The organism is Gordonia sp. NPDC003504 (genome assembly GCF_053587995.1).
Genome location: NZ_JBSFPC010000001.1, coordinates 388,995 through 411,139, shown reverse-complemented (window position 1 = coordinate 411,139; position 22,145 = coordinate 388,995). Strand labels below are relative to the sequence as shown.

General features: G+C 65.4%; 19 protein-coding genes. 14 read left to right on the top strand and 5 right to left on the bottom strand.

Annotation, left to right across the window (positions count from 1 at the left end):
* Positions 1–17: 17 nt before the first annotated feature.
* The gene (locus tag ACWDPV_RS01815; RefSeq protein ID WP_449741534.1) at positions 18–2,078 is read right to left on the bottom strand and encodes a DUF6603 domain-containing protein; all 2,061 of its coding nucleotides are present in this window, start codon (positions 2,076–2,078) and stop codon (positions 18–20) included.
* Positions 2,079–2,092: 14 nt separating this feature from the next.
* Positions 2,093–2,938 (bottom strand): hypothetical protein, encoded by an 846-nt coding sequence (locus tag ACWDPV_RS01810; protein ID WP_449741533.1) that lies wholly within the window; start codon positions 2,936–2,938, stop codon positions 2,093–2,095.
* A 459-nt stretch (positions 2,939–3,397) separates the two neighbouring features.
* Between ACWDPV_RS01810 and ACWDPV_RS01805 the strand changes: the two genes are divergently transcribed.
* The 3 genes from ACWDPV_RS01805 (at position 3,398) to ACWDPV_RS01795 (ending at position 6,152) form a co-directional block, all read left to right on the top strand.
* Positions 3,398–4,843 (top strand): RNA polymerase sigma factor, encoded by a 1,446-nt coding sequence (locus ACWDPV_RS01805; RefSeq protein ID WP_449741532.1) that lies wholly within the window; start codon positions 3,398–3,400, stop codon positions 4,841–4,843.
* Between the two features lie 112 nt (positions 4,844–4,955).
* A complete protein-coding gene (locus ACWDPV_RS01800; protein ID WP_449741531.1) occupies positions 4,956–5,540 on the top strand; it encodes a hypothetical protein in 585 nt (194 codons plus the stop codon).
* A gap of 27 nt (positions 5,541–5,567) precedes the next feature.
* Positions 5,568–6,152, top strand: a complete 585-nt coding sequence (locus ACWDPV_RS01795) for a class F sortase (protein WP_449741530.1) — start codon at positions 5,568–5,570, stop codon at positions 6,150–6,152.
* 73 nt (positions 6,153–6,225) lie between these two features.
* Here ACWDPV_RS01795 and ACWDPV_RS01790 read toward each other — a convergent pair whose 3' ends face one another.
* Entirely contained in the window at positions 6,226–6,633 is a 408-nt protein-coding gene (locus tag ACWDPV_RS01790; RefSeq protein WP_449741529.1) for a hypothetical protein, read from the bottom strand.
* A 340-nt stretch (positions 6,634–6,973) separates the two neighbouring features.
* Complete coding sequence (locus tag ACWDPV_RS01785) at positions 6,974–10,099, bottom strand: hypothetical protein (RefSeq protein WP_449741528.1); 3,126 nt, start codon at positions 10,097–10,099, stop codon at positions 6,974–6,976.
* Between the two features lie 258 nt (positions 10,100–10,357).
* Between ACWDPV_RS01785 and ACWDPV_RS01780 the strand changes: the two genes are divergently transcribed.
* The gene (locus ACWDPV_RS01780) at positions 10,358–11,845 is read left to right on the top strand and encodes a hypothetical protein (protein ID WP_449741527.1); all 1,488 of its coding nucleotides are present in this window, start codon (positions 10,358–10,360) and stop codon (positions 11,843–11,845) included.
* A gap of 48 nt (positions 11,846–11,893) precedes the next feature.
* Positions 11,894–13,720 (top strand): hypothetical protein, encoded by a 1,827-nt coding sequence (locus ACWDPV_RS01775; RefSeq protein WP_449741526.1) that lies wholly within the window; start codon positions 11,894–11,896, stop codon positions 13,718–13,720.
* 37 nt (positions 13,721–13,757) lie between these two features.
* Here ACWDPV_RS01775 and ACWDPV_RS01770 read toward each other — a convergent pair whose 3' ends face one another.
* On the bottom strand, positions 13,758–14,843 hold the full coding sequence (locus tag ACWDPV_RS01770; RefSeq protein ID WP_449741525.1) for a hypothetical protein: 1,086 nt from the start codon (positions 14,841–14,843) through the stop codon (positions 13,758–13,760).
* Between the two features lie 645 nt (positions 14,844–15,488).
* On the opposite strand from ACWDPV_RS01770, the gene ACWDPV_RS01765 reads away from it, so the two are divergent.
* From ACWDPV_RS01765 to ACWDPV_RS01725, 9 genes are all read left to right on the top strand, one after another.
* Positions 15,489–16,205, top strand: coding sequence for a LuxR C-terminal-related transcriptional regulator (locus tag ACWDPV_RS01765; protein ID WP_449741524.1), 717 nt, complete (start codon positions 15,489–15,491; stop codon positions 16,203–16,205).
* A gap of 48 nt (positions 16,206–16,253) precedes the next feature.
* Entirely contained in the window at positions 16,254–17,465 is a 1,212-nt protein-coding gene (locus tag ACWDPV_RS01760; protein WP_449741523.1) for a sensor histidine kinase, read from the top strand.
* Positions 17,462–17,911, top strand: coding sequence for a hypothetical protein (locus tag ACWDPV_RS01755; protein ID WP_449741522.1), 450 nt, complete (start codon positions 17,462–17,464; stop codon positions 17,909–17,911). Before ACWDPV_RS01760 ends, ACWDPV_RS01755 begins: the two co-directional genes overlap by 4 nt.
* Entirely contained in the window at positions 17,866–18,504 is a 639-nt protein-coding gene (locus ACWDPV_RS01750) for a hypothetical protein (RefSeq protein WP_449741521.1), read from the top strand. Before ACWDPV_RS01755 ends, ACWDPV_RS01750 begins: the two co-directional genes overlap by 46 nt.
* A 440-nt stretch (positions 18,505–18,944) precedes the next feature.
* A complete protein-coding gene (locus ACWDPV_RS01745; protein WP_449741520.1) occupies positions 18,945–19,358 on the top strand; it encodes a hypothetical protein in 414 nt (137 codons plus the stop codon).
* 48 nt (positions 19,359–19,406) lie between these two features.
* Positions 19,407–19,868 (top strand): hypothetical protein, encoded by a 462-nt coding sequence (locus ACWDPV_RS01740; protein ID WP_449741519.1) that lies wholly within the window; start codon positions 19,407–19,409, stop codon positions 19,866–19,868.
* A 77-nt stretch (positions 19,869–19,945) separates the two neighbouring features.
* Complete coding sequence (locus ACWDPV_RS01735; RefSeq protein ID WP_449741518.1) at positions 19,946–20,959, top strand: hypothetical protein; 1,014 nt, start codon at positions 19,946–19,948, stop codon at positions 20,957–20,959.
* A gap of 7 nt (positions 20,960–20,966) precedes the next feature.
* Complete coding sequence (locus tag ACWDPV_RS01730; RefSeq protein WP_449741517.1) at positions 20,967–21,242, top strand: hypothetical protein; 276 nt, start codon at positions 20,967–20,969, stop codon at positions 21,240–21,242.
* A 720-nt stretch (positions 21,243–21,962) separates the two neighbouring features.
* Positions 21,963–22,085, top strand: a complete 123-nt coding sequence (locus ACWDPV_RS01725; RefSeq protein WP_449741516.1) for a hypothetical protein — start codon at positions 21,963–21,965, stop codon at positions 22,083–22,085.
* Positions 22,086–22,145: the final 60 nt, after the last annotated feature.

Below are 22,145 nucleotides of genomic sequence, written 5' to 3'. Positions count from 1 at the left end.
TCCTCGAGGGTCGATGATCACAGGGGAACGCTGATGTCGGCGTCGGCGACGGGGAATGCGGTCACGGATATCCGGGACTGCTGGAACGCCTGAAAAGCGCTGGTGGGGGCCGAGAGTCCGGTGGCGTCGGCTGTCCGGAAGGTCTCGTCGGTGACGATGACCGCTGCCGGGCGGGCCGCAACCGTCGGCGTGGTGTCGCGCTCCCGCACCGCCTCGAGGAGCCCGCGAACCCGGTAGCCGACGACGCCGGTCACGAGAAAGGGCGATGATGTGGGGCCGGGTACCTTCCTGAGATGCAATGTCAGCGATGCGGCCACCGCATCCCCGGAGGTGACCGCCCCACCGCCGACGATCCGCATGCCGCCTGGGAGGCGTTCAAAACCCGGATTGTTGAGCGTCTGTGAGGACTTCAGATCCAGTGCGGTGAACGATCCGGGGCTGAACCATTCGCGTGCCTCGGTGGTGCCACCGACGGCGGGTGCGGTGACATGCAGCCGATGTCCCGATCCCGTCAGTGGCGCTCCCTCGAAGCGGTCGACGTCGGTGTCGAGGGGGACGCGTTTCTGCGTCCACACCAGCGTGCCGGTCGGCGAGACGAGGGCAATGTTCTCGGGGCGAGCGATGTTGCGGCGTAACCGAATGGACGGGTCGGTGCCCTCGGCTCGGAGATTCTCGCGCTGGGTGAGTTCCTCGGCGACCGCCGTCAGCAGACTGGGGATGGCACGAACGGAATCACCATTGCGTGCACCCAGTTCAAAGGTGGCGCTGCCCCGCACCCGCACAAACAACACCTTGACGCTGGCCTGCGCGCCCACCACCAGCGGTCCGGGCCCGGTGACGCGACCGGAGACGGTGATGCTGCCGAAGGTCTCACCGAACACCCGGATGGCGAAGCCGGCGGCATAGTCGACGTCAAAGGTGAACGGCTTGAACGTGATCAGTGCGTCGAACTGGAAGAAGCCGTCGACACTCAACGGCCCCAACCGCATTCCGGCCTGCACCCGAGCCCCGGCCTGCAGCGTGTTCGGCGTGAACGCGGTGTACATCTCCAGTCGCAGAAACACCCCGACCGGAGCCTCCAACGCCGCCCCGACACGGGCGATCGCGGGCAGGTCGAGCGGCCCCGGATCAAACCGCGGATGGAACCCGCCGATGCTCAGCAGCACATATGGATTGGCGCCGTAGAAGATCCGCAACGCCATCCCGCCGGTGAGGCGGAAGATACCCATGGCGTGGGAGTTGACCAGCGCGGCGTCGACGGAGATCAGCTGCCGTTGCAGGTCGACGACGCCGAGAAAGTCCATGCGCAAGAACAGCAATGCGAGGTTCTCGTCGGCACCGATGAGCACCCGCAGCGTTCCGAGAAGGACGACCTTGGACGGGCCGGGCAGTTCGATCAGGACGGCGGCGTCGGCGCGGACGATCGGGGAGAGCCAGCTGAGCTGCAGCGTCGGTCCGACGATGAGTGTGCCTGCGGCGGCGGGGAAGAACCTGCTCAGATCGTCGAGGATCGCCGGGGCGCTGGCGACCGGGTCGTCGGAGAACAGTACGTTGCCGACGGCGCCACCGGCCAGGCGGTGACGCATGAGGTCGGTGTCGGCGCGGCGGTTGATGCCGATGAGCCCGCCGACACCGGTGAGTTCGAAGCCGAAGCTCAGTTGGATTCCCGGCGTGAAGCGGATACCGAGGACCGTCAGGATGCTGGGATCGCCACCGACGTGGCCGATGATGAACAGGCCGGTGACATCCACGGGTCCGAGGTCGGCGGCGATCGCGCCGAGCCATTCGCGGGTTGCCTTGTTGTGGCGGATGTAGCCGCCACCGGTGATGCCGGCAAGGTCGATCGCGGCGTGCCCACCGTCGGGGGCCTGGGGTGTGATGACCGGTCGAACGGTTAATTCGGCTGCGGTGAAATCGATCTGGAGGCCGGTGTGTACGACGATGTGATCGACCCCGACGGTGATGCCGGGTGGTCCGCCGCTGATGTCGATACCGATGTCGGCGCCGAGTTCCGGCGCGAAGGGCACTGCGGTGCCGTTGACGACGAACGTGACGTCGGTGTGCAGTCCGTCGGCCATGTGGGTTCCCTTGCTCAGGCGCTGCGATGGCGGAGGTCGAAGGTGGGTGCTCCCGCAGCGGGTCGCGTGTAGATGGGGCTGTACTGTTCGTCGATGGTCGCGATCGAGATGACCTCGGCGAGAACACCCAGCGACGACCCGAGATCGATATGCGCGCGCATCCCGGCCGTCGAGGCGGCGGTGGAATCGCCGAGACCGATCGTCACCGCGTATGGTTTCGCACCGCCCGCCGGTTGAGAATCGAGAGTGACTGTGGCCGCGGCCCTTCCGGTGGTCAATGCGACGGGCGGTACGGTGAGGTCGGGCGGGTCCCAGAACACGGTGGCTGCGACGGTCGCAGGTGTTGCCGGTTTCATCAGCGGCGTCCCGAACGCGAACTTCCAGTCACCGCTGCCATGGGCATCGAGGGACAGACCGATCCCGCCGGCCACCGGGAAGGTGTGGGTGACGTCGGTGTGGATGCGCAGAAAGACGCCACGGGACAGCAGAATTCCGGCGGCCGTCGTGTCGGTGAGGGGTGCGACGCCCACCGTCGCTGCGGCCTGCGCGTCGACGGTGTAGGTCAGCGTGATCATCCGAGACCATCCCGGCGGCTGCATCGCGCCGACGGTCAGGTGATCGTCGAGGGCGCTGAGCTTGACCAGGATGAACAGCAGCAGGGAGAACCAGTCGGGGTCGCTGACCAGGTCATTGAGGGCCTGCCGCGCCGCGTCGGGAAGGTCCCGCGCTTGATCGGTCAGTGCCCCGGCCTGCTGGAAGATCTTGTTCAGCTCCTCACGCTGGGCATCGGTCGACTTCTGGATCTCGGCAAGGAGCTGCGAACCGAGCGCATCCAGCGTCTGCGGGGTCGCGGTGGCCATGTGTCACAGTGTCGCGGCCGGTGAGAGTGGCGGCAAGGGGCCGCGTATGCCGAAGAGACCACGCGGTCGCAGTGACGAGCGACCACCGTTGCGCTGACTGCGCCTCTGCCGCCACGTGTTGAGTTTCGTGACGACGACAGCGTGGGGGCTATCGGAAAGTGGTGCTCTGGGGCTCACGAGGTTTCTTCCCCGCCGGGGTGGGTCGGCGATGACGATTGCCTCAACAACGCAAGATGTCGTAGAACGTCACCCTCAGGCGAGACGTTTCGCGACAACGTCGCCCCGGGTCGCGTGACCGCCCGCAACCGCGAACCGCCTCCGAAAACTGTTGCATTCTGCCCGCCTGCCGTCTCCATCCACTGAACAGCGGATATGACGCCGCGTTTTCATCGCTGCGTCTTCACCGTTGTGCGCTGCTCGCAGGTACCATCGATACCTGCGCCAACCCGGGAGGTTGCGATGTCCTCAGCCATCGAGTCGGGCCGGATGCCACCCTCAGATGCCGACATCGTCTCCGCGTTGATGGCTGGTGACACGGCCGCGCTCGGCATTGTCTACGACCGCTACGGGTCCGCCCTGCACACCTTTGCCTACTCGATGGTGCGCAACCGGGACCGCGCCGCCGATGTCACTCACGACAGCTTTGTCGTGGCTGCGGCACGAATTCATCAGCTTCGTGATCCGGATAGGCTACGCCCGTGGCTGTACGCCATCGTCCGTTCGGAGTGCCTGCGGAGCTTGCGGGGCTCGAAACGGGAAGCGGCATTCCACGAGTGGCACGACACCGCCACCGACGACGAACCCGACCGTGACCTGCGCCGGCGCGAGATCCAAGCACTGGTGCGCGACGCGCTCGGGGGTCTGTCGCCGAAGGACCGCGAGATCGTCGAGCTGAGTCTGCGTCATGACCTCGACAACGCAGAGATCGCCGCAGTCCTCGGCGTCAAGGCATCCCACGTCACGGCGTTGACCTCGCGCGCTCGCAAGGCCCTCGAACGCAGCCTCGGCACATTGCTGGTGGCGCGCGCCGGTGGCGCCGGATGCGACGACCTCACCGACCTACTGTCGGCGTGGGATGGTGAGTGGACACCGTTGTGGCGCAAGCGCATCGGCAAACACGTCGACGACTGCCCGGTGTGCGTGGGAGAACGACGGCGGCGTTTCACTCCGGCGGCCATCTTGGTGGCGCTGCCGCTGCTGGCCGTGCCGATCGGACTCAGGGTCCGCACCGTCGCCGACGCCGAACCTGCCCTGGTGGCAGCGCACCAGCAAGCGGGAACTGCGCACGCGGCCACTATGCAAGGTGCACAGGCCAATCCGTATGCGCCGGCGCCGGTCACCATGGGTGGAGCCGATCCCTCCGATTCCCGCGGAGCCGCTTCACCGACGAATATCGGTGGACGGGAAGCATGGACGTATCCGGTCGCCGACTCTCCGCGTCATCGATGGATGCTGTGGTCGAGTGCCGCAGCGTTGCTGGTGGTGGCGGCCACGGCGTCGGTGCTGCTCGTCACCACCCTCGACGACGCGCCCGTAACTCGGCCCGCCGTCGACGTCAACGCTCCCGCATCGGCCACCGTCGGATCGTCCACACTGGGATCGACCACCACCGACCAAGAGTCGCCGACGCCGGTCCTACCGCCCGGGGTGTCGCAGCAGCCTGCGGGGTCTGGTCCGCAGACGCCGGGATCGCCATCACCGGTGTCGCCGGTGTCGCCTCCTTCGGGATCTGGCTCGGTGTCGCCACCGGTGGAACCCCCGCCGGTGGACCCGCCGCCGGTGGACCCGCCGCCGGTGGATCCCGGCAGCGGTTCCGGAATCGATCCGCGACTGCGCTGCCCGGCGTGCGCAACGCTGGCGCCGTCGTTCCAGGTCCCGGCAAATCCGCCGCCGGTAGTGCACTGACCTGCGTCAACGCTCTTTCAACAAAGTTCTCGAGAAAAGTTGTTGCACCCAGCTGAGGTGGCGACTCCTACCTCTGAAGGCCGAACCAGTCGGCCTCAGAGCACGAGGAGTCATGATGACCTTCACCACCACCACCGCCGGCCGTGTCGTTCTCGGCGCCGTCGCTGTCTCCGCCCTGATCGGCGGCGGCGCGAGTGCGTTCGCTGCGGAGGCCTCGGCCGATCCCGTCGCGCAGCCGGCACTGTCCATTCAGGATCAGATCATCGTTCCGGGCGCGCAATTGCCGAATCGTCCGGACATCACTCTGCCGTGTACGCCGGGACAGTGCCCGGATATCCCGACCGACCCGCCGACCGACCCGCCCACGGACCCTCCGACCGATCCCCCGACCGACCCGCCCACGGACCCTCCGACCGATCCCCCCACCGATCCGCCCACGGACCCTCCGACCGATCCCCCCACCGATCCGCCCACAGACCCTCCCACCGATCCGCCCACCACATCCTCGACCCCGACGACTCCCCAGACCCAGCCGCCCGTCGTCAACGACAACAACGGTCGGGTCCGCTTCGACACCGGCGACGAGCCCTCGGATCTGCCGGTGGCACTGATCGCCGGCGGGACCATCGTGTTGGTCGGTGGTGCGGCGGCGGTGTCGACTGGCCTGGTCGCCCGTCGTCGGCGTCAGCAGTACTGAGTGCCGCCGAACCAAGGGAGAACTGCGATGACAACGCGTGTCCTGAGTTCCGCAATTGCTCTGCTGGCGTTGGTCATCGGCGCGGCACTGACGCTTGTCGGTTGTACGTCCGCCGGCTCCACGGCGCTGAATCCGGGGACAGTGCTCTCGGGCACTCTGAACAACGCGGCACCGACGACCGCCGCGGTCGGCGATCCGGTGCACATCGCGGTGCCGGCGGTCGGGGTCGACGCGTCCGTCCGCGAGATCGTCGACACCTCCGACGAGATCGATCCACCCACCAATGACGACGCGTGGTGGTGGACCGGGCGCGGGCGGCCCGGTTCCGCCGACACCGTCTACATCGCGGGGCACACCCTCGACGACGGGACCGGGGTCTTCGGTCCGTTGGGTGGTGTGCATCCCGGCGCCGAGGTGCGTCTCGGTACCACGGCCGGCGACCTGATCTACCAGGTCGATGCGACCGCCACGTACACGAAGTCGCAACTGGAGCAATATGACGAAGTGTGGCAGTCGATTCCGGGTCGGTTGATCCTGGTGACCTGTCACCTCGATGCCGACGGAAACCCCACCGACGACAACCTGCTCGTTTATGCGAGTCTTCGGGGTTGAGCGGTCCTCACACCGACACCTGGCCCGATCTTGTTCTCCGCGAAGAGAAGTCGAGATCGGGCCAGGTGCCGCTCTACCGGCAGACCTCGCTGATGTTGAGTGTCGCGCCATAGAAGTGGCGCGGATAGCTGTAGCCGGAGATGGTCACCTGCTCCAGCAGGGGAGCATCGGACTGGACCTGGGCATCCGGATACGTCCGGGCGGCAGCAGCCAACTCTCGAAGTGCAGGGTTGATCGCCGCCGGGTCGGTGCCGCCGTTGCGGACGGTGACGGCCGCAGCGGCGTCGTAGGCTGCGCAGAGTTCGGTCCGAGTGGTCGGGCCGCTGTCGGTGGTGGTCGCGCCGGAATCGGCCAAAGGATCTGTCAGGACGGGCAGATCTACGTCGACGGGCTGTGGGGTGGCGGTCTCGGTTGCAATGGCGGTGCTGCGGGAGTCCAGGACGATCCACCCGATCAACGCGGCGAGGAGAATTGCCAGCACCGCGGCAACGCCGATGAGAATGTTGCGCGTCGTGCGCGATCCGTCTGTCTGGGGCGGATGGCCAGGTCGATACGGTGGTTGCGGCGTCATCGGTCGACGGCCTCGGGGTGGCATTCCATGGGTGGAGGCTAACACTGTGATGGATGTATGGCGCTGCGCTGATTCGAGTTTCGTGGGAGCTCCGGCAATAGCCGCCACGACGATTCGGCTGGGCAGTAGACAGGAGCTGAACATCGGTGACGGAGTAGGGCCCGTTCAGGATATCGGTGAGCCACCCGGGAGTGGACCGGGATATCTCACGAGCGGTTGCGCCGGCGCCGAGATCCGGTGGTGACCGACGTCAGCTCACCGGCTGACACACCAGCGCTTTGAGCGTTCTCAATCCCGTCGAAGGGAAGCCGTCCGCGCCGCACAATGCACCGGTCCCCGCCGCATTCTGCAGCTGTCGGACGCTGGCTTCGGACAGCGTCCACCCCAACGGCAGTTCGACATTGGGGAGCAGTGGCGGCGCCGCGGTGATCACCGAACCACTCAGCGCGGCACCCAGCGGCCCCTTCACCTGGGCGAGCAACTCCCGGCGCGCGGCGTCACACGCGGGGTCGACGGGCAACTGCGTCGTCGGCGACTGTCCGAGCGACGGTGGCCGACTACACGCGAGCGTGAGCGCGTTGCTGATGCGTTGTGTGGAGGCGGCCGTACTGGCCAGTGCCGCATGCGTATTGAGATATCCGGTCACGGGGACGAGCGTCTCGACAGTGGATTTCGGATTCTCCGCACTCGCCGGATCCTGGGGCTCGTCATCGAGGTAGACGACGATCGGCACGATGTACCCCCGGGCATCGCCGGCGCTCACACGCGCATTATGTTCGGCCGCAAGGAGACTGATCTGCGGAGCGAGATCGGCGATGGTCGCCAATCCGCTTCCGTCAGCGTACCCACCGTCGATGAACTGCCAGGCGTTGCCCTCGCACGGGCCACTTGACGCGCTGACGCGCCCCGACGGAGTGACATAGGGGAAGCGTGCAGAGAGCATCGCGGCGGTCGCCCACGACATCGTCGGCAGGCATGGTGCAAAAAGGTCCGCGAAATCGACCGCCGCGGCTGGTTGGCCATCGACACTCGAGCAGCCGGCGGTGTCCGGACCGTCGGTGGTCCCCGGCCCCGTCGCGGCATCCGGGGGCGGCGCCGGGATGGTGACACCCGTCTGGAGTTGACTGACCAGCACGCGGCAGTGCGGGCCCACCGACGTGGAGTTCAGGATCAACGGTCCGGTCGGTGAGCCGGCAGCGGTCCACGGGAATGTCTCGCCGAGCGCGGGAACCTGTGTGGCCCAGCCCTGTTCGATGAGTGCCGCGCGATCCGACCATTGTGGGCCCGAGTTCTCCAGTTGGGCACGGATTCCGGTGCCCGAAGCAACCGGATCGCCGATGACGGTCCCGGCAAGCCCGGCTGCGATGACGTCGGGATCGGCCAGGTTCGCACCCGCCTGCCGGATGGCCCGTGCGGCGTCGATGGACTGCCGGACCGTAGGCGTGTTGTTGCCGTACCGTGCGTAGGCCTCGGCGCGGGTTAGCGCCAGCCCCACCGAGCCGCCGCTGACTCCACTGGACGCGAAAACAGCACTGCGACAGTTCTGCTGGGCATCGTCGGCGTCGTCAGATGCTTGCGTGATCGACGCCATTGCGCTTGCGGTCCACACCGCGGCACGGATGCCGCCACCACTGGCGGCCACGATCACCAACGGCCGCGTACCCGGGCAACCGTCCGTCCGGTCGACCCACGACGTGAATGCGGCCGCGACGTCGGTGCGATCACTCGGTGAGTCCGAGGATCCCGGCCGTGCCTTCACCGCGTGCAGATCGGGGTCGCCGCCCGCCCAGCCGACGATCACCAGCAGGATCGCCGTGAGTGACAGGACCGGGGCAGCCTCCATCCGGAAGAACGTGAAGATCTCCGGCGGCCGCCGGAACTGCAGGCCAATGATGATGGCGCCGAGCAGGATCGGCCACACGCCGATGCCGATCGTGACCGTACCCATGACGCCGAAGAACTCGGAAATGTGGGCGGGCCACGCCACGTAGGCAAGAACGAATCCGCTCCCGACAACCATCAGCAGAGCGACCGACGTGCGGAAGAACTCCGGCTTGGTGACGGACCCTGCGAGGTCGATCAGCCGGTCCCAGAGGACGGCGACGACCACCGATCCGACGCCGACGAGAAGCCATCCGGCAATCAGCACGGCGACCTGTGTCCAGACGAGAGGTTCCGGGCCGGTGATCCCGACGACCACCGGCGCGGTGAACGCCCGGATCAATCCGATGATGGCGACGGCCAACACCAGAATGACCGACACGTTGCCCACGACCTGAACCTGGCGGCCGGTGATCGGTGGAGGCGGTTTGGTGGTGGCGTCGTCGGCGGCGTCATTGCCCTGGGGTTCCCGACAAAGTCGTCGCCGGGCCGCTGACACGACGACGGTCACCACGAACGCAGCGATGAAGATCCAGAAGCTCACGCCGTCGACGAGGGACGAATACCCCGTGGCGAACAGCCACACCCCGGCGATCGCCACGACGACAGGCGGAATCAGCCACGGCCACAGCAATGCCCGTGCGGTCAGCCCGGCGTTCTTGTCGGACTCCTTCTCCGCCACCAGTTTCGCGCGCCAAGACCCGATGACGTAGAGCGCAACGGCGATGAGTGCGAACAGGAACGGAAGGAACCAGTAGTAGCGTGGGCCCTCGTCGAGGACGCGGCGTTGTGCATCGGGGATCTGATCGAGCTCTCCCGGGATCGGTGGCAGCGTCAGCACGCCCAGGAGTACCGCGGTCAGCACGGACAGTCGTTGCACCCAGACGGGGCGATACCAGGTGCGACACCACGTCCGCACATGACCGCGAAGGTTGGTGTTGCGGCCGATCGTGACCGCCAACGCGATGACCGTCGCCCACTTCACCAGCGCGACGATGGCGATGGCCGACCGTAGCGCCCCGGGCACCGCCCCGCCGGATACGCCGACCGCAGCAGCGATCAACAGGATGGCCTCGACGACCTCGGCGGCAATCAGTGCGGCAAGGATGCCCAACGCGATCCGGTTGGTGCCACCCGTGCGTCGGGGAGCGAACAGAAGAATCAGCCGACACAACAGATACCCGTAACACACGAAAAACACTGCGTCGAAAAGGGTATGGAATCCGATGAGCCCAGCGACTCCATCCCCGAGGTTGGCCATGGTCGCGGTGCCGGGAACCATCGTCGACCCGAGATCGGTCCACGAATCCCAGCCGCTACGGTTGCCCCATGCACCCGGACCCACGATGGCCGCGATGGTCGAGTGGGTTCCCGACACCGAACTGCGGCCGATGATGCGGTCGACCTCGGTGAGCGCGATCAGCGCGGAGACCCCACCGAAAAACGTTACCCAGCCGAAGATTCGGTGAAGCATGGTCGTGTTGCCAACGCTCATGTCCTGCTCCCGTGTCCGGTTCAGCTGACTCGGCAGCCATCGTTCCACAGTGGCTGCAGGCGCAAGCGTGTATTGGATGGGTTGCGCCGGCGACGAACACCACCCTCAGCAAGGCGAAACGTACCCACCCGACTGACCCCCAAGCCGGCGCGGGCGACGGAAGCCCTAAACCAATAGCCGCTCTTACGATATCGCGGCCCAATGAGATGTCGTACCTGACTGGTAGCGTCCGCTCGACCACCCGTACCAGGAGGAAAGATGGCGAACCCCACAGAATCCGAGCGCCCCGACCTTGCCGCACTATGTGCACGCATCGCCGCGTCGGTCGACGTCGTCGAGGTGTTGACCGTCCTACTCTCGTTCTGTCGAGCCAACGCTCACGTCTGTGCGGCGATGGTCCAGTCCAGCGAAGGCCGATCGACGATGGCCGCCATCGCCAATAGAGCTCGACGCCGTCTGCGGTCGTCCTACCTATCCGCGACCGATCGGGATGCGATCATCGACGTTCTCGCATCGCATGATCCGATATTGGCTGCCCGCGGAATCGCCGTGGGTATCGACCAGTTCGTTCACGGCATGGGCTATCGGACGTATCGCGCGCTCCTCGTGGGGCGTGGGCCAAGGGATCTGAAAGACGAATCACCCTATCCGACGACACCCGTCGACTTGACGACTCTCTACCCTGGGCTCCGCGGGTTCACTTCGTTGCCACGCGACGCGGGCAGTGTCCTCGCCGTCGATCGAGTGGGCGGGTTGGCGTTGTGGAACGCCGCCGAGTTCGGTTCGTTGCGCGTGATTTACGATCCTGATGCCGGCGCTGCGCTGGATCACGCTCTCGGTGACAGCGTGTCGGCGCTCCTGACGACCCCCAATCAGCGCTTGGCGCAGGAGTTCACTATTGACGAAGTGTCGACATCAGGCTTCTTCGGGGTGCGGGTGGTCGACAAGGCTCGTCAGAATCAGATGTTCGCGTGGGCGCTCGACCACTGCCGAACCAATGGCGTTGAGCTACTGATGCTTCCGGAGCTGTCGGCAACCGAGAGCTTCGGTGACATTGTTGATGCGGCCGTGAACAGCCATGAATCGAAGAGTAGCGCTGCGTTCTACCCGTCGGTTGTCCTCGCGGGTTCTGAGCACACAGAGGCAGACGGACGTCGCGTCAACCGGATGTCGATTATGTATCCCCGTGACCGGCATCACGTCGTTCACGACAAGATCGGGCGATATGTCAACGGCCCCAGCGAAGTTCGTACGGCAGACGGGTGGACCACAAATCTCGCAGGAGAGGAGAACATTGACAGATCGACAGTGTTGCATGTGCACGCCGGTATCAGGTGGTCGATGATTCCACTGATCTGCGCGGATTTCCTCGACGAAACCGTGGTCGATGCGGTTGCAGCCTTGCATCCGACATTGGTGCTGGTGTCGGCGATGACCGAGAAGACCGGGGGATTCGAGAACTCGGCGGGGACTGTCATCGCCGCATGCCAGGCCACGGTAATGGTTGCCAATGGGCCGGTGGACTGGTCCGCGGAAGACTCTCCCGACACTTTCGGTGGTGTCGCGACCGCGTTGGTGGTGATGCCGTTCGCGGACAGAGAGGTGGCGAGAGTGCGGCACGTGCCGCGCCCCGAAGATCCTGCGCCGCGCGCCATTGGGTTCAGCATGGCCAGTGCCGGTCTTGAAGTGATCACAACGCCGGACTTTGACTCACGTGCTGACGTTCACGATGATCAGGTCATGTAAGTGTCATGTATCCTTGAATTCTGCCGAATGGATGGGTCGGAGGGTGGAGTGAATGCATCGGTAAGCGCGCTGCTGGACCTGCTTGATGACGTCGCGACTGTGGAGTCACAGAGCGTCGACCACCTCTTGGGGCAGGTGTCGGCTGAGGTCTTGGCGAGTTCGCCGACGACTGATGACATACAGAAAATCGCAGCTCGCGCACAACTTCATCGCTCACATGTCGGTTCGCTGTCAGAGCAACGCCGGGCTGCTCTCGGCGTCGTCGCCGGACTGTTTCACGCCTTGCAGGCGCAGCGTGCTGCGGGGGCGGATGAGAGTCAACAATCAGTCAAGGAGCGGCTACTGTTCGAGTTGTCGGAGGGACCTGCCGGCCCGACAGCGCTGAGTGAACGCATTGGGAGTCCAGTGGCGGTGACGTCACGTGGTCTGAGTGCGCTCAGGGATCAGGGTCTCGTTCGCCATGTGAACACCCCTGATCCCACCGACCGTCGCCGTCGTATCTATGCGCTGACTCCCCTCGGCGAGACCTTCGTGATGGACCGGCTGGGTGGTGACTACTCGTCTCAGTTGGCTGACACCGCCGGCGAGGCGATGGCTGAGGGGAGCCACCCCGAGGAGGAACTGAGAAACCTCCTCACGGTCATGAAACGAACAGGACCCCGCGACCCGATGACCGCATGCGCCTTGGCACCGACAGTGAACCGTTTGCGCCGACTCGTCAAGGATGCGCGGCTCCAGGCTGAGGCGATCGGGGAACTGAGCGTTGTCGCCCGTACGACCGAGGGCTGCTTCAGTCGCGATGATCTGCGTCTGTGGTACGAGGAGCTCAGTGACCTTGCGGCCGTGCATCCTTCGATCGAGGCCCGTGCCCTCTACGATCGAGGGAGGTGGCGAATGATGTACGAAGACCCAGAGTCGGCGGCGTCGACGGCCGCCGAGGACTTCCGGGCCGCGATTCGCGTTGCGTCGAACTGTGATGACACGGACGATCGACATCATCGAATCGGTTGGTGCGAGTACCAGTTGGCGATGATCGAGTTGCATTCCGGTGATCCCGCAAGCGCGGTGGAAGGCGCCGAGCGTGCGCGAGAAGCCTTCAGCGCCATCGACAACGAACGGTGGGATCCTCGTCAGGGTGAAGTGGCAAGCATGATCCTGCGGGCCCGCGCGCATGCCGCGCTGGGAGGCGACGGGATCAAGGCCGCCCGACGCCTACTCGAGGACATCATTCCGGTCGCGGACGAACATGGATACGTGCGGCAGATGGCCGACGCCCGATTTCATCTGGGCAAACTCGAGGCAGACGATGACCACGAACTCGCAATCGAGAACCTTCACTCGGCGGCCAAGAGATTTGTCGCAGCCGGCAACAACGACAGGGCGGCACTGGCCGCTGCCGCGCGAAGTTCGGTCCGCTTCGCCAGTACAGAGCGATCAACCTTCGACGCGGAGTTGTTCCGTCGTGAACTCGACAGTGTTGCAAAGCGTTTGAATGATCCTGGCCAAGGTGCGTACCCGTCGGCGCACTACTGGCAGCAAGGCACCGTGTGGCACAGTCTTGCCGTACTGGCAGCCGATACCGGCCACGAATCCGAGGCAATGTCCGCGTGGAAGAACGCCTTCGACAGCTTCGGAAAGGCTCGGAGCGCCCGACACCAAGCGCGGGTACTTGCAGCTATGTGGAGGCGCATCGGTAAGTCAGGAACCCCATCCACTCAGGATCTCCACGATCTCGCTCATCGTGTCGGTATCGGCAGGCTCGATAGTGAAGTCATGGCTGCGGCACTGGCTGATATAACGGAGATCGCCATGCACGGTCCTGAACTGCCCGCGCCAGATACGGATGAGATCATTACGTCCCTGCTGAGGTTGTGAGACAGTTCGCGGGCGAGGGAGGCCTCCGTGGGGACATCTATCCTAGACCAAACTTGTTCACCCGCTGCACTTCCGCAGTACGTTCCCGCGCACCCAGGAGCTCGAAGGCAGCCAGGATATCGGCGTCGTTGCGGATCTTGACGGCAAGACCGTTGTCGATCGAGTAGGCGGATGCGAGAAAAGTGTTGCGCTCCTGCGGCGATGGGTAACGACCCCACGAGCGAATGAAGTGGAAGACCGAGTAGACGGCCAATCCCACGATCGCGACGACGAGGAAACCGATGGTGATGGGATCGGCGCCGTCGGCCGAGGAATCTGCGAATCCTGCGATGATCTTGAGCGTGGGAGCAGCGATCACCAAGACCAGCGCAACCACGGTCACCAAGAATCCGGTCGAATTTCGACCCTCGGGCTCCGGCCAGGAGACCGCCTCGCCGACCTCGGCTCGGCCAATCGTGTGAAGGGCATTGGCCCGGGCTCGGGCGACGGCCTGCGGGTCGGTTGAGCTCTTTCCTTCCAGGATCGACCACGCCGAGTACATCCAGCAGATGAAGCCGACGACGGTCGCGATCACCCCGTACATGAACATTGTGCCCTTGAGGGTTTCCGGGATTCCCCGCACACCAAGGTCGGAGAAGGCGATGATGGCGCCCGCGATCAGGGAGGCGACGCCAGTGAGGAACAGTGCTGCCGAGGCTCGGCGACCGCGCGGGTGCGGATCGCGATCATCGATGGTGGTTCGAAACGCCGCCACCACCCAACCGCAGCCGAATACTGCCGCGGCGAGAAACAGAGCCTCCTCCCACCACCACGGTCCGCCAGGTGTGCGAAACAGCCCGGCGATGACGATGATCATCAGTGTGCCGAGGATTCCGGCAGCAAGGAACGGCTCCCGAAAGATCGACCGCCGGGGTATGAAATCATGGTTGTACCAAGCGAACTCGGTGACAATCACGGAGCTTGTGCCGGGCCGCATGAGGTTCGCTGCGCCATTGTTCGCCCATGCCGGCAGATGGTCGTCGACGATGCACAATGCAGCGCGTTCGGGACTCCGCGTCAACCAGACCGCCGGACGATGCTCCGACAGAACGTCGATTTTTCCCGGTCCCAGATGTGTGCTCATGGCATTTCGGGTCGCGTCGGGGGAGTGTGGACTGAGGGAACAGGTGCGGACCGCGAAGAGCCCATCATCACCGCACGGAATTTGGTGGCGGACTAGCGTGTGGAACGTCGGTGTGGTCATGTCGGCAACTCCTGTGACGAGGTCCCGGAGATGATCATCTGCGCTCGGGATGCACTGGGCGACAGCGTAAACAAGGTTGTGATCGATGCCGCCGCTGCGGGCACACGGCGTGCGTCGTCACCATCGGTGCGTGGCATGGGCCAGTCGGTGTCGTATGGGAACGACCCGATGGTCGGATGGGCGTCGTCGGCAGGATCTCACGCGTTGGCGTCTTCGGACACGGGCCGTCGCGAAGTCTCCTGAGGAGGCTGACCATCCACCTACGCATCGCGACTCCCGGTACGGATCGGCCCCGACAACCAACGGCGAATCTGCCGTCATGATCACTCTGATCCGGATCGTCGTCGTCGATCAATGATCGATACCGAAGTTGGTCCACCCGGCCGACGCATCTTCTGGGGACATCGTTTGTCTCCCTAAGGATTAGGCGGTCAGGGGAAACCACCACGACTGGAGAGGCGCAGTGACCGGAACCCGCACCAACTGACCTGCCCAAACCACCCGCACAAACACACCCAATCGGACATGATGACCCCTATGCCCGACGAGCGTGCACCGGCCGACCAGCACCCATTGGCCGACGCGCCCCCACCGGCCGACATACCGCGACGCATCGGCGTCGTCGACGATCACGTCCAGATCGTCCGCGGCCTGCGTGCGACCTTCGACGACTGCGCCGACCTCGAGCTCACGGCCGGCGCCGACACCGTCGACGCGCTGCTCACCCAGACCACCCACCTCGATCTCGTCCTGCTCGACCTTCGCCTCGGCGACGGCAGCACGCCTGCGTCCAACATCTCCGCGCTGCACGCGGTGGGCCTGCCGATCCTCATCTACACCTCCGGCGACGAGCCCTTCCTCATCCGGCAGGCCGCGAGCGAGGGCGTACTCGGCGTGATCCGCAAGAACGTCCGGGAGAAGGACCTCGTCGACGGCATCCGGCACGCACTGGCCGGCAACACCGTCGCCGGCATCGACTGGGCGTCGGCGATCGACTCCGACCACGAATTCGTCAGCTTGTCACCGCGGCAGCGTCGCGTCCTGGAACTGTACGCAGCGGGGGAATCCACCGCGCGTGTCGCCGAGGAACTGAATCTCTCACCGGAGACGGTCACCGAGTACGTCAACCGCATCCGGGCCCGCTACGCCGAGGCCGGCCGACCCGCGCGCACCAAACCGGAACTGCTCAAACGCGCCATCGAGGATGGGTGGGTACCCATCCCACGCCGCCGCCGACAGTGACGGGCAGACCGTGACACGCCGTCCGGCAAAGGGCCGACGATGAACGCGATGTCGGCGGTCGAGCACGCGGTCGGCACCCAGGACCGCCAGGCCGGGGTGCGTATCCTCCGACTGATCCCGCAGTACCTCGCGCTCGGCTACCTCGTCTACAGCATCCTGCTGTTCCCGACGATCCTCGCGTCGCGGACGTACATGGCGACGTGGTGGACGGTGATCTGCGCCGTGCTCACTCTCGGCGCCGGCATCCTGATGGGCCCGCTCAGCTGGCGTGGCGACGCCCGCCGACTCCGCATGATCGCCGCAATTCCCATGGCGGGCTATCTGTTTGCGTTGGCGACCTTCGGATTCGCCTGGAACGGAGTGCCTTTCGACATCCCCCGCGGGCTGTGGCTGGTGCACTTTCCCGGACTGGCCGTGCTCGCCGCCGGTTTGGCGCTGCGTCCGGCCGCCGCGTACGCGGTGCTGATCGTGGTCGGCGTCGGCGTCGGAACGATCAGTCACCTCACCCGACTGGAGGATCTCCGCAGTTCGGTGATCTCCTCGATCGCCTGGGGGATCGGCTTCAGCCTGATCTTCCTCTCGGCGGAGGTGATGGCGATCCGCGCGGCACACACCCTCGATGCGACCCGCGCGCAGGCCTACGAGACCGCCGCCGTCACCGCGGCCAGTCAGGCGCGTTCCGCGGAACGCGACCGGTTCAACGCGCTCACCCACGACACCGTGATGGCGACATTGCTGTTGGCCGCCCGCCGCGATCAATCACCCGACCTGGCCCGCAGTGCCGACGCCGCCCTCGCGGCCATCGACGAGGCCGGCGGGTACGTACCGTCCCGACAGATCACTGTGCCCGTCGCGCTGAATCACATCCGTGCCGCCGTCGCGATCGTCGACCCCACCGTGCCGGTCACCGTACGCGTCGACGACGAGAACGCCACCTGCCCGGAGTTTGCGATCACCTCGATGGCAGGGGCCACCGCCGAGGCACTGCGCAATGTGCAACGCCATGCCGGTGCGGATGTCGATGTCACGGTCACCGTCATCACCGACGGCGACGGGTGTCGAGTGCAGGTCCACGACAACGGCATCGGCTTCGACCCGAGCGAGGTGCCGCCCTCGAGATTCGGTATCGCCGCCAGCATCATCGGCCGGATGCAACGGGTGGACGGGGGAGCGGCCCACGTGGCCTCCGAGCGTGGGCGGGGCACCACCGTCGACATCGTGTGGACACGCACAGCCGTCCCCGCGGATGTACGACGATGACCGCGCGAGGGTATGACATCCGCGATGTCCTCGGCATGAAGCGCTGGGGAGTCTGGCTCGTGCTGGTCGGATACCTGCTGGCGATCTGGGTGCCTATCGTGGCCTCCCGTCACGAGTTCACCTGGCTCGTGCCACCGCTCATCGGCGGACTGCTGATCTCGGCGATGGCGATCGCGGTGGTCATCGTCCCCGGTGACCCGATGCCGCTGACCGCCGCCTGCCTGACGGTCGCCGCGGGGCCGCTGGCCAACGCACTGGTCCTGCTGGAGACACCGACGAGTAAGGGCAACGCCGTCACGGTGTCCCACAGCGCGGTGATCGGGGTGTATGTATTCGTCATCCTGCGGGGCCGCCGCATCCTCCCGTGGTGCGGGCTCGCCGCCATGGCCGGTGTATACGCGTGGTGGGCACCCGGATCGGGCAGTCGCCGACCGGTGCGGCGTTGATGCTCGTCTTCGAGATCGGGCCGCTGGTGATCGGTGTGCTGCTGTCATTTACCCTGCGTTCGACTGCGCGCGAAGTCTTTTCACTGCGCGAGCAGATCACCGACGACGTCGGGAAGGCCGCCGCGGAATCCGCGGCCGCCGACGAGCGTGCCCACCAGGTGCACTACCTCGACGCCACCGCCCGACCGCTACTGGAACTGATCGCCACCGGCGCGCCGCTCGCCGACGCCCAAAGGCTGGATTGCGAAGTGCTCGAAGCACATCTACGCGACCGGATGCGCGCACCCCTGATGACCGAACTCCACCTCGACGAGCCGGTCTACCGAGCACGTGTCCGCGGCGTCGACGTCGTACTCATCGACGACTCCGGCCACGATCGCGACGACGCGTCCGATGCATTCGCTATGTCTGTCGCAGACGCCATTTCACAGATCGCGACCGACATGCTCGACGACGCCGGCGACGGCGAGGTGTTCATCAGAATCCCGCCGCCGGGTCGGGGCATGGCCGCCTCGATCCTGCACCGGTCCACCGACGGCACGAGCCGCCGCGTCGAAGTGACCGACGACGGGCAGGTGCGTCTCGCCGGGTAGCCGCTTCGCCCTCTCAACGGCCGACCCGCTGCCGCTCGCCGGTCGAGCCGCTGCCGCTCGCCGGTCGAGCCACCTCCCGTCGGTCGAGCCGTGTCGTGGCCTCGAGAAGTCACTCCCGGCACCGAGCGATCCTCACCTCCTTCGGCGCGATACGACGTACCTCACTTGCCTTGCGGCAGTGGCGCAATGGTGCACTGATCGGCCGACCCACGACCGTGGGGCATCGTTCGCGATGCGAACAGGCGCGACCCCCTGACCAGCGCGTTCGTCCGACCGCCGCGTACGTGGGTGTCCCCAGTTCGGGGTTCTTCGATCGATGGAAAACGCGAAACCAACACCAAAACCGTTGTCGTCGAATCATTTCGGTGACCACAATCAGATCACGCGGCGACGTGTCCGCGCGGGACATCCCAGTTCCGAACTCCGGCGAAGGAACCGACATGACAACACACCTGAGACTCCGGGCAGCAGCGTTGATTGCGGGCCTGACGGCTGCACTCGGAATCGGCGTCGCCACTGCGCCGCAGGCCCAGGCCGCCTCGCCCATCAGCTTCTGCGCCAAGTACTACAGCAACGCGCCGTACGCGAGTCAGCCGGTGGCGCTTCTGAAGTGGAATGGCTCGGCGTGGCAGGACTGGCGTGCTGGTTCGACCAATGCCAGTGGATGCGGAACGTTCACCAACTACTCCGCGTCCGCCGGCTACTACGCGATCCGGGCCTACCGGGCGATCGGTAACCGCTGCGGATATCCGGGAATCACGGCTCTCAGCGGCTACAGCCGGCCTCTCTACCTCGCCTACAACCAGTCAGCGAACTTCGGCACGTTCTACGTCGCCAGCGGCCGGATCTGCTGATCCCAGCGCACAACACATGAGATACCGACACAGAGGCGGACGATCGAAATGGATACCACCACCACAACAACAGCCACCATGAGTCCGGCACGGCTGCTGGGGGTTGCCGCGGTCATCGCGTTGGCAGCATTCGGCGGGCTCTACCTGTGGAACAACGACGACGACGGAAAAACTGCAGCATGCTCGATAACGGGAGCGACCATGGGCTACTTGGCCACTGCCGCAACCAAAGGACACGCTCCGCCGGCACTGAGCGCCGCAGGTGGTGGCGCAGCTGGGACCTATGCGTGCAACAAGGCATTGAAGTCGCTGCGCCAAGGGGATTCGACCAGCCTGCTGGTGCAGACCGACGACGGTGACTACGACGTCGACGTCACCCTTCAGGATCTGGTTGCGCGGCAACAAACGTGGAATGCGACGACGCGCGCAGAGCAGTGTCGGAGTTCATGGTCGCACCCGACTCTCCAACAGCTCTGCATCGCAGGCACACTCGACCCCGTCGTCGGATGACGGGTGCTGAAATGCCCTCATGCACCGCAAAATACCGATATCGTCAAAGCCTGCATCCGGAAAAGTAGAGTCCACTCATGTCACCGGACAATTCCTCGATCGTCATCTCCACGTATCGGAACCTGCGACTCGGCATGATCGCACTCATTGCGATGCTCGCGGTATCGGTCATCTACAGTGCAGTGACCTACCGATCGCCGAGCCACTCGGAGTTCATGGGATCGATCAGCGCATACTTCTACACCAGCGCCCACATGGTCTTCATCGGATCGCTGTGTGCGCTCGGGGCGCTGCTCGTAACGTACAAAGGAAGCACCGAACCTGAGGACGTGCTTCTCAACTACTCAGGATTTCTGGCCTTCCTGATCGCTTTCATCCCCGCGACCGTCCCTGATTCCGCACATGATCCGGACGTACTGTTTCCATGCTTCCCGATCGACGCGACCCTCAAGAATGCCGTCCTGGCCGCAATGATCGCCGGGGGCATTGCGCAGGTGCTGGGCCTGATCGTGAAGGCCATCGGAAAGTCGAAGTACGACAGCTACCAGACGGTATTCACGTTCACCGTGCGGAAACGAAAGTGGTTCACGACGGGATTCTTTGCCTGGGTCTTCCGGCTGCTGGGCGTAGCGGTTGTCGTCGTGCTCGTAGTCCTCTATGCGGTCGAGGTCAGGAGCGCACCTCCCGCAATCCATGAATGGATGCACAACATCGCCGCGATCGCCACGTTCTCTGGGCTGGGTCTCGTCGTTGCCTCCAACGCCTTCCTGCGGGCCGCGAATACCGCAGCCGAACCGACAAGTCGCCGTGCTCAATTCAGGGCCTTGGTGAAGGGGTTGTCCGCGTTATACACCGGGCTCGCTCTTGCGATGGTTGTGACGGTGATCTTTCTGATCATTGCATTTGTGCGCCACCTCGGTCACCTGATCATTCTGGGGGAGTCGGCGGCCCTGCTGATATTCGCTGCCGCCTGGATAGCGCAGACCATCGAACTGTGGAACATAGGACCGCGGCAGATCGAAACCGATGCTGTGATCTTGGCAGCCGGCTCGCCGGAGAGCGATTCAGCAGATGTGTCGGCGCAGCCTTGATGAGCACGTGGTCTCGTTCCCGTTCTTCCTGCTGTGGGCGGCGGTCGCGGTCGGGTATCGCCTCGGCGGAGGCGGTGGATGCGACCCGCTCGCGATGACCGTGGGCGCCGGGCTGCTCGGCATGCAACCGCTATTCGGGGCCGGTATCGCAGTCCTCGCGATGACGGTGCTCGGCTCGGGCGGAACGCCGGAGTTTCGCAGGTCTGTCTCTGCCGGATCGTCACATCAGGATGAACCCACCTCACGCCGGTCGCGTGCCGGCGCGAATGAAGCCTCGCGTTGAGCTGCGTCTCAGCGAGCTCGTGTCGGCTCGAAACCACGCACTTGACGTGTGGAGGCGTTTTGTCCAAGTTGCGCGTCACGGGTGACCTCCCGCTAGTATGGATTCCGCAAGTCCCTGCGACGACCCCCGACTGTCGCAGGGACTTGCTCTGTCTCCGGCCTCTGACCACGAGGAATGGCCCAACACTGTCCGCCGCCCTCTCCACCGGCGCTCGGCACGCACTGGCCGTCGCACACACGCAGGCGTAGCGTCGGGACAGGTCCAGACCGGGGCCCACCGCGGTCGCACCTGCGCAGTCGGCCCGGTGACCCGAACGTCCTCCGATCGGAAATGCCCACCGAGGAGTCGTGATGAACCAGCCCGTCCCCGTTCCACCACCTCCGCCGACGCCGCAACCGGCACCGGAGCCGCTTCCCGAGCCGCCGTCGGAACCGCCGATCCCCACACCGAGCCCGCAACCGGACCCACGGCCCGCGCCACCGCCGCCGGACCCGGCGCCACGGCCCACAGTCATCTAGCGCAGTCCATCTAGCAGTACTCCGCCGACGACGGCGGTGTTCACCGCGCCGAGGCGGGTAGTACCCCCCGACGGTAGGTAGCCGACCTCACCGAACCCGCGTAGTGCGACCGCCTATCGACGGGGCGTCGGGGACGCGATGGTGGACGGGTCAGACGTCACCGCGTGCGTGGTGGCACCCATCCCGGTTCGTAAGGCGCCCCATGGACATGCTCTCCGACATCCTCGTGATCCTCGGCGTGATTGCTGCGATCTCGATGGTGAGTACACCGTCGGGTGACTTCTGTTCACGCGCGACGTTCGCGGCCCGACGGGGCTACCTCTGATGTGCCGCGGAGCGGCGAGCGGACGCCGACCGCGGGGCGCGCCCACGCCGCGCGCCTCCC